13 protein-coding genes and 1 riboswitch are annotated in these 12,492 nt (G+C 76.2%); of the genes, 5 read left to right on the top strand and 8 right to left on the bottom strand.

What is annotated here, in order from left to right; translation table 11 throughout:
• Positions 1 to 65 precede the first annotated feature (65 nt).
• From ACI78R_RS05575 to ACI78R_RS05565, 3 genes are all read right to left on the bottom strand, one after another.
• Positions 66 to 1,520, bottom strand: coding sequence for a glycine hydroxymethyltransferase (locus tag ACI78R_RS05575; protein WP_175562951.1), 1,455 nt, complete (start codon positions 1,518 to 1,520; stop codon positions 66 to 68).
• 25 nt (positions 1,521 to 1,545) lie between these two features.
• Positions 1,546 to 1,629, bottom strand: a riboswitch (ZMP/ZTP riboswitch).
• Between the two features lie 39 nt (positions 1,630 to 1,668).
• A complete protein-coding gene (locus ACI78R_RS05570) occupies positions 1,669 to 2,082 on the bottom strand; it encodes a hypothetical protein (RefSeq protein ID WP_457039924.1) in 414 nt (137 codons plus the stop codon).
• 32 nt (positions 2,083 to 2,114) lie between these two features.
• Complete coding sequence (locus tag ACI78R_RS05565; protein WP_457039923.1) at positions 2,115 to 2,924, bottom strand: TIGR02587 family membrane protein; 810 nt, start codon at positions 2,922 to 2,924, stop codon at positions 2,115 to 2,117.
• An 84-nt stretch (positions 2,925 to 3,008) separates the two neighbouring features.
• Between ACI78R_RS05565 and ACI78R_RS05560 the strand changes: the two genes are divergently transcribed.
• Entirely contained in the window at positions 3,009 to 3,347 is a 339-nt protein-coding gene (locus ACI78R_RS05560; RefSeq protein WP_245794824.1) for an Rv2175c family DNA-binding protein, read from the top strand.
• A 55-nt stretch (positions 3,348 to 3,402) separates the two neighbouring features.
• On the opposite strand, the gene ACI78R_RS05555 is transcribed toward ACI78R_RS05560, so the two are convergent.
• From ACI78R_RS05555 to ACI78R_RS05545, 3 genes are read right to left on the bottom strand one after another with little or no spacing between them, the layout of a single operon-like run.
• On the bottom strand, positions 3,403 to 4,332 hold the full coding sequence (locus ACI78R_RS05555; protein ID WP_457039922.1) for a phytoene/squalene synthase family protein: 930 nt from the start codon (positions 4,330 to 4,332) through the stop codon (positions 3,403 to 3,405).
• Positions 4,329 to 5,819, bottom strand: a complete 1,491-nt coding sequence (gene crtI / locus ACI78R_RS05550) for a phytoene desaturase family protein (RefSeq protein ID WP_457039921.1) — start codon at positions 5,817 to 5,819, stop codon at positions 4,329 to 4,331. Before crtI ends, ACI78R_RS05555 begins: the two co-directional genes overlap by 4 nt.
• 2 nt (positions 5,820 to 5,821) lie before the next feature.
• Positions 5,822 to 7,021 (bottom strand): polyprenyl synthetase family protein, encoded by a 1,200-nt coding sequence (locus ACI78R_RS05545; protein ID WP_457039920.1) that lies wholly within the window; start codon positions 7,019 to 7,021, stop codon positions 5,822 to 5,824.
• A gap of 104 nt (positions 7,022 to 7,125) precedes the next feature.
• On the opposite strand from ACI78R_RS05545, the gene metF reads away from it, so the two are divergent.
• The gene (gene metF / locus ACI78R_RS05540) at positions 7,126 to 8,058 is read left to right on the top strand and encodes a methylenetetrahydrofolate reductase [NAD(P)H] (RefSeq protein WP_457039919.1); all 933 of its coding nucleotides are present in this window, start codon (positions 7,126 to 7,128) and stop codon (positions 8,056 to 8,058) included.
• 4 nt (positions 8,059 to 8,062) lie between these two features.
• Here the strand turns inward: metF and ACI78R_RS05535 are convergent, their stop codons facing one another.
• A complete protein-coding gene (locus tag ACI78R_RS05535) occupies positions 8,063 to 8,704 on the bottom strand; it encodes a hypothetical protein (protein ID WP_073422388.1) in 642 nt (213 codons plus the stop codon).
• Positions 8,705 to 8,797: 93 nt separating this feature from the next.
• Here ACI78R_RS05535 and ACI78R_RS05530 point away from each other — a divergent pair, with 93 nt between their 5' ends.
• The 3 genes from ACI78R_RS05530 to ACI78R_RS05520 are packed head-to-tail and all read left to right on the top strand — an operon-like array spanning position 8,798 to position 11,624.
• Positions 8,798 to 9,901: a transcriptional regulator gene (locus tag ACI78R_RS05530; RefSeq protein ID WP_457039918.1), complete on the top strand. Its 1,104-nt coding sequence runs from the start codon at positions 8,798 to 8,800 to the stop codon at positions 9,899 to 9,901.
• The gene (locus tag ACI78R_RS05525; protein ID WP_457039917.1) at positions 9,898 to 10,815 is read left to right on the top strand and encodes an ATP-binding cassette domain-containing protein; all 918 of its coding nucleotides are present in this window, start codon (positions 9,898 to 9,900) and stop codon (positions 10,813 to 10,815) included. Before ACI78R_RS05530 ends, ACI78R_RS05525 begins: the two co-directional genes overlap by 4 nt.
• On the top strand, positions 10,812 to 11,624 hold the full coding sequence (locus ACI78R_RS05520) for an ABC transporter permease (protein WP_457039916.1): 813 nt from the start codon (positions 10,812 to 10,814) through the stop codon (positions 11,622 to 11,624). Before ACI78R_RS05525 ends, ACI78R_RS05520 begins: the two co-directional genes overlap by 4 nt.
• On the opposite strand, the gene ACI78R_RS05515 is transcribed toward ACI78R_RS05520, so the two are convergent.
• The gene (locus ACI78R_RS05515; RefSeq protein WP_457039915.1) at positions 11,614 to 12,402 is read right to left on the bottom strand and encodes an ArsR/SmtB family transcription factor; all 789 of its coding nucleotides are present in this window, start codon (positions 12,400 to 12,402) and stop codon (positions 11,614 to 11,616) included. The genes ACI78R_RS05520 and ACI78R_RS05515 overlap by 11 nt on opposite strands.
• Between the last annotated feature and the right edge of the window lie 90 nt (positions 12,403 to 12,492).

Genomic DNA, 12,492 nt, shown 5'->3' with positions numbered 1-12,492 from the left:
ACGCGCAGGCGGCGGACCGGCGCACCCTCCCGTCACACCGGTCACGGGAGGGTGCGCCGGACCGGCTACAGCTCCAGGCCGGGGTAGAGCGGGTGGGCGGCGACGAGCTCGGCGGCCGCGGCGCGGGTCTTGTCGGCCAGGCCGCCGTCGACGGCGTACTTCGCCTTGGACGGCGACCCGTCCCGCGTGGTGGTCGGCGTCGTGTTGCGGAGCACGTCGACGATGAGCTCGGCGGTGCGGTCGAACTCGGCGGCGCCGAACCCGCGGGTGGTCAGCGCCGGGGTGCCCAGCCGGACGCCGGAGGTGTACCAGGCGCCGTTCGGGTCGGCCGGCACGGAGTTGCGGTTGGTGACGATGCCGGCGTCGAGCAGCGCGGACTCCGCCTGGCGGCCGGTCAGGCCGAAACCGGAGACGTCGAGCAGCACGATGTGGTTCTCGGTGCCGCCGGTGACGAGCGTCGCGCCGCGGCGGGAGAGGCCCTCGGCGAGGGCGACGGCGTTGTCGACGACGGTCTGCGCGTAGGTGGCGAACTGCGGGCGGCGCGCCTCGGCGAACGCGACGGCCTTGGCGGCCATGACGTGCGGCAGCGGCCCGCCGAGCACCATCGGGCAGCCGCGGTCGACGGCGTCGGCGTACTCGGGCTGGGCGAGCACGAACCCGCCGCGCGGGCCGCGCAGCGACTTGTGGCTGGTGCTGGTGACGACGTGCGCGTGGGGCACCGGGTCGAAGTCGCCGGTGAACACCTTCCCGGCGACGAGGCCGGCGAAGTGGCTCATGTCGACGATCAGCGTGGCGCCGACCTCGTCGGCGATCTCGCGCATCCTCGCGAAGTCGACCTTGCGCGGGTAGGCGGAGTAGCCGGCCATCAGGATCAGCGGGCGGAACTCGCGGGCGCGGGCGCGGACGGCGTCGTAGTCCAGCAGCCCGGTCTCCGGGTCGGTGCCGTAGGAGGACTGGGCGAACATCTTGCCGCTGATGTTCGGGCGGAAGCCGTGGGTGAGGTGGCCGCCGGCGTCGAGGCTCATGCCGAGCATCCGCTGGTCGCCGAGGGCGTGCCGGAGCGTGGCCCAGTCCTCGTCGGTGAGGTCGTTGACGTGCCGGACGCCGGCCCGCTCGAGCGCGGGGGACTCGATGCGCTGGGCGAGCACGGCCCAGAAGGCGACGAGGTTGGCGTCGATGCCGGAGTGCGGCTGGACGTAGGCGTGCGGGGCGCCGAACAGCTCGCGGGCGTGCTCGGCGGCCAGCGCCTCCACGGTGTCGACGTTCTGGCAGCCGGCGTAGAAGCGGTGCCCGACGGTGCCCTCGGCGTACTTGTCGCTGAACCAGTTGCCCATGGTCAGCAGCACGGCGGGGGAGGCGTAGTTCTCGCTCGCGATGAGCTTGAGCGAGCCGCGCTGGTCGGCGAGCTCGGCGCCGATCGCGTCGGCCACGCGCGGCTCGACCTCGGCGATGACCGACAGCGCGCTGCGGTAGGCCGTGGACGCGGCGGCGGCGTCGAAGGAGGGGGTCACGTCGCTCATGGGGGCTCCTGGCGGGTGTCGTCGTCAGCGGTGCCCAGGCGCCCGGCGGGGAGGTGCAGGCCGCTCCCCGGTGGTGTCCCACCTCGATGCGCCAGTCACGGCCCGCCGCCGATGGTAGCCGGGGAGCCGGTCCGGCGGATCCCGCAGGTCAGGGGAGGGCGTACCCGACGGGACGCACCTCGAGGCGGCCCGAGCGGGGGTCGGCGGTGAACAGCAGCGCCCCCTCGCGGGAGCTCTGCGCGGGCACGTAGTCCAGGGTCGCCGTCGCCTCCTCGCTCGTCCCGCCCGACTCCAGCGTCCCGGTCACCTCCACCTGCCCGACGGCGGCGCCTCCGCCGTTGCGCACCGAGAAACGGGCCTGCCACCCGCCCTCCACCTGCTCGATGCCGGTGACGGTGGCGGTGAGCCGCGGTCCCGTCTGCCGGACCCCGAGCGCCTGGTACCCGAGGAAGGCCAGCAGCGCCAGGACGAGGAGCAACCCCAGCGCGCCGACGGCGTACTCGCCGCGCGTCGGCCGGTCTGCCGCGCTGTGCCCGGACGCCCGCTCCGGTCCGTCGTCCACCGTGTCCGTCCCCTCCACCGGTCCGTCTCCCCTCACAGCACCAGCCGGGCGGCGGCGGCGCCCAGGCTGCCCGGCAGGGCCAGGACGACGCACTGGGTGAGGGCCGCGCCCGCGCCCGTGCCGTCGAGCCGGCCGAAGGTCCAGAGCAGGTACGCCGACACGGCCACCGTGAGCACGTACCCGACGACGGTGAAGACGACGAAGGTCCGCAGCACGCCGCCGGTGGGCGCCTCCTGCCCCTTGAAGCCCACCGAGTACACGAAGCCGTGCATGAGCGCGAGGCTCAGCCCGACCAGGGCCAGCGCGTGCCACGGGCCGGTGCGCGCGGCCAGCAGGACCACCTCCTCGGTGGGCGCGATGTTGGCCGAGAAGACGACCGCGCCCGCGACCATGAGCAGCAGCTCGTCGGCGTAGCCGGTGACCCGCGACGGGCGCGCGGTGCGCCCGAGCTGGCCCCGGGCGTAGGACGCGCCGACCGCGGCCGGGAGCAGCTCGATCGCCAGCACCGAGAGCGCGTCGCGCCACTCGGGCAGCGGGGACAGCACGGCGAGGGCGGTGAGGACGAGGGTCGCCGCGACGGCCGCCATGACGACGGCGATCCCGGCGTCGGTGACGATGCCGCGCCAGCCCTCCCGGGCCGTCGTCGCGCCGAAGAAGCGGGTGAGCAGCAGGACCAGCACGACGGTCGCCAGCGTGAGCAGGGCCAGCCGGTACCGGGGGACGACCAGGCCCAGCTGCCAGACCTCCATCGTCATGAAGATCGGGGACGCGAACAGCAGGGCGCCGCCCAGCGCCCGTCCGGTGCCCTGCAGGAGGACGCGGCCCTCCGACTCGGTCGCCATGCTCCCCAGGTGTCCTCGGTGGTCGTCCGGGGGAGCAGTCTGGCAGCCGCCCGGCCGGCGGTACCGGCGTCCTAGGCTCGGACCGTGCAGTCCGACGAGATGCAGACCCTCACGCCGGCCGAGGTCGCCGCCGCGCTCGGGGTCTCGCCGAACAAGGTCCGGCAGCTGGTCCGCGAGGGCAAGCTCATGGCCGTCCCGGGCAGCGGGAACAGCCGCATCCCGGCCGACTTCCTCCAGGACGGCGCCGTGCTGCGCCACCTGCCGGGGCTGATCACCGTCCTCCGCGACGGCGGCTTCTCCGACACCGAGGTGTTCGAGTGGCTGTTCCGCGAGGACGAGTCGCTGCCGGGCACCCCGGTGGCGGCGCTGCGCGGCGACCGGCACACCGAGGTGACGCGGCGGGCGCAGGCCCTCGCGTTCTGACGAGGTGTAGGAAGCGATGCGCACGTATCAGGAGCTGACACGTGCGCATCGCTTCCTATGCCCTACGGGTGCGGGACCGGAGGCGGACGGCCTGGGCGCTCGCGAGGCGGCGGGCGAAGATGCCGAGCCGGCGCGGCTTGGACACCGTCACCCGGCGGTCGAGCACCCGGTGGTCGGCGCGCTCGATCTCGGTGAGGATGCCGCCGTAGAGCGCCGTCGCCGCGCGCACGCAGTCGCGGGACTCCGGCGCGAGCATCGGCGTCCCGGGCGCGGCGTCGTCGTAGCGGCGGCGGACTATCGCCACCATCTCCTGCATCAGCGCGCGGAACCGGGCGTCGTACCGCTTGGCCTCGATCTGCTCGCGGGTCACGCCGTGGGCGGCCATGACGTCGGCCGGCAGGTAGACCCGGCCCCGGTCGGCGTCCTCGGCCACGTCGCGCAGGAAGTTGGTGAGCTGGAACGCCTCGCCGAGCGCGATGGCGTGCGGCGCGGCCTCCTCGCGGGTGACGCCGGGCGCGGTGCCGAGCACCGGCAGCACCTGCAGCCCGATCACCGACGCCGAGCCCCACATGTACCGGTCGAGCGCGGCGATGTCGGCGTAGCCGGTGACGGTGAGGTCGCTGGTCATCGCGGCGAGGAAGTCGACGAGGTGTTCGACCGGGATCCGGTACCGCCGGTAGGTGTGCACCGTGGCCAGGCGCACCGGGTCGTCGGACCAGCCGGCCTCGAGCTCGTCGAGCAGCGCCCGCGACCAGTCGGCGAGGTCGCGCTCGGGGTCGGCGCCCGGGTGGTCGACGAGGTCGTCGGCGGTGCGCGCGGCGGCGTAGAGCGCGTGGACGGCCGGCCGGCGGTCGGCGGTGAGCAGCCGGGTGGCCAGGTGGTAGCTCTTGCCGTGCTCGGCGTTGACCGCCGCGCAGTACCGGTAGGCGGCGTCGAGGCGCTCCTGCCGCTCGGCCGTGGTCAGCGGCCGCTCGGTCGCCGTCATCGGACCGGCCCGGTGATGCGCTCGGCGGCGAGCCGGCCGGAGATGACGACCATCGGCACCCCGACGCCGGGCTGCACCGAGGAGCCGGCCAGCACCACGTTCTCCGGGCCGCGGCGGGGCAGCGTCGGCGTCCGGAAGGGGCCGGTCTGGCCGAAGGTGTGCGCCAGGGCGAACGGCGTCCCCGCCGCCATGCCCTGCCGCGCCCAGGTCAGCGGGGTGTCCACGTGCTCCACCTCGATCGCGTCGGTGATCCCGGTCCAGCCGCGGGCCTCCAGCGTGGCCAGCACCTCCTCGCGGTAGCGGGGGGCGAGGGCGTCCCAGTCGATGCCGGGGTTGCCGCCGGAGCGCGGGTCGAGGTTCGGCGCGGGCGCCACCACGCTCAGCACCTGCCCGCCGTCGGGGGCCAGCGACCGGTCGGTGCGCGAGGGCATGCTCACCAGCAGGCTCGGGTCGCTCATCGGCCGCCCGTCGCGGGTGAGCTCGTCGAACACCTGCTGCCAGGCCGCGCCGAAGCTGATCGTGTGGTGCGCCTGCCCGGGCAGCTCGTCGCGCACGCCGAGGTGCAGGGTCACGCAGGACGGCGAGTAGGTGGGCCGCCGCAGGCGGGAGAAGCCGGGCACCAGCCGCTCCGGGACGTCGGTGGTGACGACGACGGCGTCGGCGGGCAGCCGCTCGCCGCCCTCGAGGCAGACGCCGGTGACCCGCCGGCCGCGCAGGTCGAGCCGCTCGACGGTCGCGCCGTACCGGAACACCACGCCGGCGTCGGCCGCGGCGGCGGCCATCGCCCGCGGTACCGCGCCGATCCCGCCGACCGGGTGCCAGACGCCGGCGCCGATGTCGAGCTGGGCGATGACGGCGTAGGCGGCGATCGCGCGGAACGGCGACACGCCGGCGTAGAGCGCCTGGAAGCTGAACAGCCGCCGCAGCCGGTCGTCGTCGAAGAAGCGCGCGACGTGGCTGGACAGCCGGCCGAAGCCGCCGCGCCGGACCAGCGCCCACAGCTCGGGGCCGAGCAGGTCCAGCGGGGTGTCGAGGTTGCGGTCGATGAAGGTGGACAGCTGCAGCCGGTACAGCTCGGCGAGGTCGGCGAGGTAGCGGCGCAGGGCGGCGGCCTCGGCCGGTCCGGCCAGCGCCTCGACCTCGGCGGCGAACCGGTCGACGTCGGCGTGCACGTCGAGGTGCGAGCCGTCGGCGAACTGCGCCCGGTAGGTGGTCTCCAGCGGGACCAGCTCCAGGCGGTCCTCCAGCTTCTCGCCGACCGCGGCGAGGGTGTCGGCGACCAGCTCCGGCGCGGTGAACACCGACGGGCCGGTGTCGAGGACGTAGCCGTCGCGCCGCACCACGCCGGCGCGGCCGCCCGGGCCGTCGCCGCGCTCGACGACGGTCACCTCGCGGCCCGCGCCGCGCAGCCGCAGGGCGGTGGCCAGGCCCGCGAGGCCCGCGCCGACGACGACCACCCGGTCGGTGGCCCCGGGGACGGTGCGCACGCTCAGGCGGTCCGGGTGGTGGCGGCGACGGCGAGCGCGTCGAGGGCGGCGCGGGCCTCCGCGGCGATCGGCGCGTCGGCGATCGCGGCGCGGGCGGTGGCGGTGCGCTCGGCGATCCGCTCCTCGACCCGGGCCCGGGCGCCGGTGCCCTCGATGAGCGCGCGCAGGGCGGCGAACTGCTCCTCGCCGGCGTCGGGGTCGCCGAGGGACTCGCGCAGCAGCCGTCGGCCCGCGTCGTCGGCCGCCTCCTCGGCGAGAGCCACCAGCAGCGTCTGCTTGCCCTCGCGCAGGTCGTCGTCGGCGGACTTGCCGGTGACCGCCGGGTCGCCGAACACGCCGAGGACGTCGTCGCGCAGCTGGAACGCCTCGCCGAGCGGCAGGCCGATGGACGTGTAGACGTCGGCGGCGCGCGGGCCGGCGCCCGCGATTGCGGCACCGAGCTGCAGCGGGCGCTGCACCGTGTAGCCGGCGCTCTTGTACCGGGCGACGGTCAGCGCGCCCTGGGCGCCGGGGAGGCCGCCGGCGGCGCGCAGCAGGTCGAGGTACTGCCCGGCGGTCACCTCGGTGCGCATCGTGTCCCACACCGAGCGGGCGCGGGCGAGGGCCGGCGCCGAGATGCCGGAGCGGCGCAGAAGCTCGTCGGACCACACGAGGGCGAGGTCGCCGACGAGGATCGCCGCGCCGACGCCGAAGGCCGTGCCGTCGCCGGACAGGCCGTCGTCGCCGTGCCGGGAGGCGAAGCCGACGTGGGTGGCCGGGCGGCCGCGGCGGGTCAGCGCGCCGTCCATGACGTCGTCGTGGACGAGGGCGCTCGCGTGCACGAACTCCAGGGCGGCGACGGCGCGCAGCACCGCGGCGTCGTCCTCGGCGGGGCCGCTCACGTCCTCGGTGACCCCGCGCCAGCCCCAGTAGGCGAACAGCGGGCGCAGCCGCTTGCCGCCGTCGGCCAGCGCGCAGACCTCGTCGACGAGGGGCGTCAGCGAGGGGTCCATCGCCGACAGCGTGGCCCGCTGCTCCTCCAGGAAACCGGTCAGCGCGGCCGACACGGCGCCGCGGATGCGGGTCAGGTCGGCGGCGGTCAGGGGCGTCGGCAGCGCCCGGACGACGGATCCGTGCTGCTCAGCCGCGCCGGTGATCACCCGGCCAGTATCGCCCCATGTAGTCGTGCGCGTCCCGTCCAGGGGCCGATGGGCCTTGCTCACGGGGCTCTCCTCGCCGTCGCGCCGTCGCCGTCGGGGGTCCTTCTGCCCGGACCGGGCGGGCGGATGCACGGCCGCGGACCGTCCCGCACGTACCCTCGGATCCCGTGAGCGCAAGCGTCCGAGAGCTGCTGGCCTCCTCGCGGCCGACCTGGTCGTTCGAGTTCTTCCCCGCGAAGACGCCCGAGGGCGAGGCCCAGCTGTGGACCGCCCTGCGGCAGCTGGAGCGGCTGCAGCCGTCGTTCGTCTCGGTCACCTACGGCGCGGGCGGCTCCACCCGCGAGGGCACCGTCGCGGTCACCGAGCGGATCGCCGCCGAGACGACGATGACGCCGCTGGCGCACCTGACCGCCGTCGACCACTCCGTCGCCGAGCTGCGGCACGTGGTCAGCCGGCTGGCCGCCGCGGGCGTGCGCAACGTGCTGGCGCTGCGCGGCGACCCGCCGGGCGCCGACCCGCAGGCCGAGTGGGTCCGGCACCCCGAGGGCCTGGAGTACGCCGCCGAGCTGGTCGAGCTCATCCGCTCCATGGGCGACTTCTCCGTCGGCGTCGCGGCCTTCCCCGAGCGGCACCCGCGCTCGCCGGACCTGGACACCGACGTCGAGATGTTCGTCCGCAAGTGCCGGGCGGGCGCCGACTTCGCCATCACGCAGATGTTCTTCCGCGTCGAGGACTACCTGCGGCTGCGCGACCGGGTGGCCGCCGAGGGCTGCGACGTCCCGGTGATCGCGGGCGTCATGCCGGTGACCAACGCCCGGCAGATCACCCGGATCGTCCAGCTGTCGGGGCAGGCGTTCCCCGAGGAGTTGGCCGCCCGCTTCGCCGAGCTCGACGGCGACTCGCCGCGGCACAAGGCGGCGGTGCGCGCCTACGGCGTCGAGGTGGCGACGGCGATGTGCCGGCGGCTGCTGGACGAGGGCGTGCCCGGCATCCACTTCATCACCATGAACCGGTCGACGGCGACGCGTGAGGTCTTCCTCAACCTCACCGACCCGGCCACCGGGACCTCGGTGCCCTCGACGCTGGCCGGCGTCTCCTGAGCCGCTAGACGGTCACGGGGCGCGCGGGGCCGAGCAGGTCGGCGGTCATCCGCGCCGCCTTGCGCAGGGCCTCGCGCTCCGCGGCGTACCCGCCGAGGACGCCGACGACGGGCAGGTTGGCCAGCGCCCGCGCGCCCAGGCGCCCCTTCGGGCGGGCGTCGAGCGCCTCGTCGATGCGGCCGAGCAGCCGGGCGGCCCGCCAGACGGTGCGCGCCGCCCCGGACAGGCCCACGCGCTCCTCCCGCGCGCCGAACGCGGTCTCGGTGTAGGCGCCGCGCACCCGCTCGAGCAGCGGGCGCACCCGGTCGGCCGGCAGGTCGCGCGCGAGCAGCACCCGCGAGAGCAGCGACACCCGCTCGGCCGGGTCGGTGACGCCGTGCTCGCCGGCGACGCCGAGGACCACCAGCGACTGCACGGCGGTGCCCACGGTGTTCTGCAGCGGCAGGACGTCGGCGAGCCGCCCGGCCAGCCGCGGCAGGCCGCTCGCGGCGGCGGCCACCCGGGAGGCCCGGTCGGCCCACCAGTCGTCGCGCTCGGCGGCCGGCAGCTGCGGCGGGCGACCCAGCCGGGTGACCAGCGGCGCGGTGAGCCGGTCGAGGCGGCGCAGGACGTCGACGACGACGGCATCGCTCAGGGGAGGGGCCATGACGGGCGCATACCCGCCGGTGCGCCGCGCTCACGTCCGCGCTGCGCGACGGTCCGGGCGGCCGGGTTGCGGGCCGCTCGTAGCGTGGCGCGCATGTCGGGGCACGGCCGGGGCCGCCGGTGGGCGGTGGTCGCCGCGCTCGTCGCCGTCCTGTGCGCGCTGCCGGCGGTCGTGGCGGCGCTGCCGGCCGACGACGCCGACGTCGCGGCGGCCGACCTCCGCGACGCCGTGCTGGCCAGCGGCGGCGTCGGGTTCTCCGGCTACGCGGTCTCGGCCGGCGGGCTGAGCCTGCCGGTGAGCGACCAGCTGCCCGCCGTCGCCGACCTGCTCAGCGACCGCGTGCAGCTGCGCGTCTGGTGGCGCGGCGAGGACGAGCACCGGGTCGACGTCGTGGGCGCGGCGGGGGAGACCGGCGTGCACACCGACCCGGCGGGCACCTGGACCTGGGAGTACGAGTCGGCCACCGCCGAGCGCACCGGCCCCGCGCCGCTCACCCTGCCCGCGCCGCCGGACCTGGTGCCCGCGAGCCTGGGCCGGCGGCTGCTGTCGGAGGCCGGCGACGACGAGCTGGCGCGGATCGGCGCGCGCCGGGTGGCCGGCCGCGACGCCCTCGGCCTGCGCCTGGTCCCGGCCGCGGCGGCGTCGTCGGTGGCCCGGGTGGACGTCTGGGCCGACGCCGCGACCGGGCTCCCGCTGGCCGTGGAGGTCCTCGCCGAGGGCGCGACGACGCCGGCGCTGGACACCCGCTTCCTCGACCTCGACCTCGCGGTGCCCCCGGCCGGCGTCGTCGCCTTCGACCCGCCGCCGGACGCCCGCGTCCGGCAGGGCGCGGACCCCGGCGGGCTGCTCCGGGAGGCCGCCGACCGGGCGCTGTCCCCGGGCCGGCTGCCCGCCGAGCTGGCCGGGCTGCCCCGGCGCACGCTCGAGGGGGCGCCGGAGGCGGTGGGCCTCTACGGCCGGGGCGTCACCCTGCTCGCCGTCGCGCCGGTGCCGGGCCGGCTGGCCGCGGGCGTGCGCTCCGCGCTGGCCGCCGCGCCCGACGCCGTCCGCGACGAGCGCGGCACCCGGATCGCCGCCGGCCCGCTCGGGCTGATGCTCGTCGACGCCCCGGGCGCGGGCACCTTCCCGCTCACCGGCACCGTCGACCTCGACGCGCTCGCCGACGCCGCCGCCGCACTCACCGGGGCGCCGTCGTGAGCTCGGTCGTCGTCACCCGCGGGCTGGTCAAGCAGTACGGCCGGGTCCGCGCCGTCGACGGGATCGACCTCGACGTGCGCGCCGGCGACGTCTACGGCTTCCTGGGCGCCAACGGCTCGGGCAAGACGACGACGGTGCGGATGCTGCTGGGCCTGGTGCTGCCCACCCGCGGGGAGGTGGAGCTGCTCGGCGAGCGGATGCCGCGGGCCGGACGGCGGGTGCTGCCGCGGGTCGGTGCGCTCATCGAGGGCCCGGCGCACCACCGGCACCTGTCCGGCGCGGCCACCCTGGCGCTGCTCGACGCCGCCGGGCCGGGCGGGTCCCGCCGCACGCGGAGGCGGCGGGTCGCCGAGGTGCTCGACCAGGTCGGCCTCGGCGGGGTGGGGCGCCGGAAGGTCGGCGCCTACTCGCTCGGCATGCGCCAGCGGCTCGGCCTCGCCGGCGCGCTGCTGCGCCGTCCCGAGCTGCTGGTCCTCGACGAGCCCACCAACGGCCTGGACCCGCAGGGCATCTCCGAGGTCCGCGAGCTGCTGCTGGACCTGCACCGCGGCGGGACGACGGTGTTCCTGTCCAGCCACCTGCTCGCCGAGGTGGAGCAGCTGTGCAGCCGGGTCGGCGTGCTCGACCGCGGCCGGCTGGTGCTCCAGGACGAGATGGCGCACCTCACCGCGCCGACCGGCGCCACCGTCGTCGACACCCCGGCGCCCGAGCGGGTGCGCGCGGTGCTCGACGGCCGGGTGCTGTCCGCCGACGGCGGGCGGGTGGTCGTGCGGGGCGCCGACCCGGCGGAGGTCAACGCGCTGCTCGTGGGCGCGGGTGTGCCGGTGCGCGGGCTGGCCCTGCAGCGGCCCACGCTCGAGGAGGTGGTGCTCGCCGCCGCGGGCACCAGCGCCGACCGGGTGGAGCGGGCGTGATCGGCGTCGAGCTGCGCAAGACCTTCGGGCGGCCGCGGACGTGGGTGACCATCGCCGTCCTCAACGCCCTGCCGGTGCTCGTCGCGGTGCTGCTGCGGCTCACCGACCTGGCGCCGCGGCCGGGGGAGGGCCCGCCGTTCCTGTCGGCCGTGCTCACCAACGGCCAGCTCTACCCGCTGGCCGCGCTGGCGATCGTGCTGCCGCTGTTCCTGCCGATCGCCGTCGCGGTGGTCAGCGGGGACGCCGTCGCGGGGGAGGCGCAGGCCGGGACGCTGCGCTACCTGCTCGTCCGCCCCGCCGGGCGCACCCGGCTGCTGGTGGCCAAGCTGGTGGCGGTGCTGGCGTTCGTCGTCGTCACGGTCGTGGTGGTCGCCGCCGTCGGCTACCTGGTGGGCACGCTGCTGTTCGACGCGCGGCCGGTCGCCGGCGGCACGTCGGTGTCGGGCACCTCGCTGACGCCGGAGGAGCTGGCGGTGCGGACGCTGATGGCGATCGGCTACGTGGCGGTGTCGATGCTCGGCGTCGCCGCGTTCGGGCTGTTCTTCTCCACGCTCACCGACTCGCCGCTGGCCGCGGCGCTCGGGGCGCTGGCGGTGCTGGTGACCTCGTCGCTGCTGTTCACCCTCGACGCCGCCTCGCCGATCGCGCCGTACCTGCCCACGCGGTACTGGCTGGCCTTCGTCGACCTGTTCCGCGACCCGGTGCTGTGGCGCGACGTGGTGCGCGGGCTGGCGCTGCAGGGCGTCTACGTCGGCGTGCTGCTCGCCGCGGCGTGGGCCAACTTCACGACCAAGGACGTCACCTCGTAGGAGCCGGCATCTCCCACGGCGCCGCGGGCAGCACCTCGCCGGTCTCCAGCAGCGACTTGAGGTTGGCGAGCACCGCGGGCCACCCCTGCGAGACGTCGCGCAGCCCCTGCTCGTCGAGCAGGTCCTCGTGGGTGACGGTGAGCCGGACGATGCCCTCGCCCTGCTCGACGAGGAACGTGACGCGCGAGTCGCCGGGCGCCTCCTCGGGCCCGCCGAAGGTCATCACCAGCCGGTGCGGGGGATCGGTCTCCAGCACCCGGCCGCCCGCGTCCGCGACGTCCGAGCCGTCGGTGCGGCGGTGCTCCCAGCGGCTGCCCGGCTGCCAGTCCGACACGTTGGCGTGCCCCCAGTAGCGGGCGGTGAGGTCGGCGTCGGTGAGCGCCTGCCAGACCTGCTCGGCGGTGGCGCGGACGTAGGTCACGTAGACGTAGGTGGGGACCGCTGCGGACATGGCGAGCTCCTCTGCTCGGGACCGGATGGCGGAGAGGGCCTCGAGGCGAGGCCGGTCGAAGGCGGAGATCCAGCGCTCCGCGATGTCGTACAGGGGCACCGCGTTGAGGAAGTGCAGGCGCTCGCGGCCGCGGCGGACGACGGTGACCAGGCCGGCGCGGACGAGGACGTCGAGGTGCTGGGTGGCCGACTGCCGGGCCATGCCGAGCCGTGCGCACAGCTCGCCGAGGGTCTGCCCGTCCTGCTCGCGCAGCCGGTCGAGGAACGACCGCCGGGTGGGGTCGGCGAGGGCCCGGAAGACCGCGTCTATGTCCTGTCCGTCGTCCACGCCCGAATCATGCAGGTATCTGCCTGCATGAGTCAACGCCGCCTCGTCCTCCCTCACCGCAGCGCCTCCTCCCTCGCGTGGGACACGAGG

Source organism: Geodermatophilus sp. SYSU D01106 (assembly GCF_054049995.1).
The sequence above is the reverse complement of the archived record's forward strand: the minus strand, read 5'-3'. Positions and strand labels throughout refer to the sequence as shown.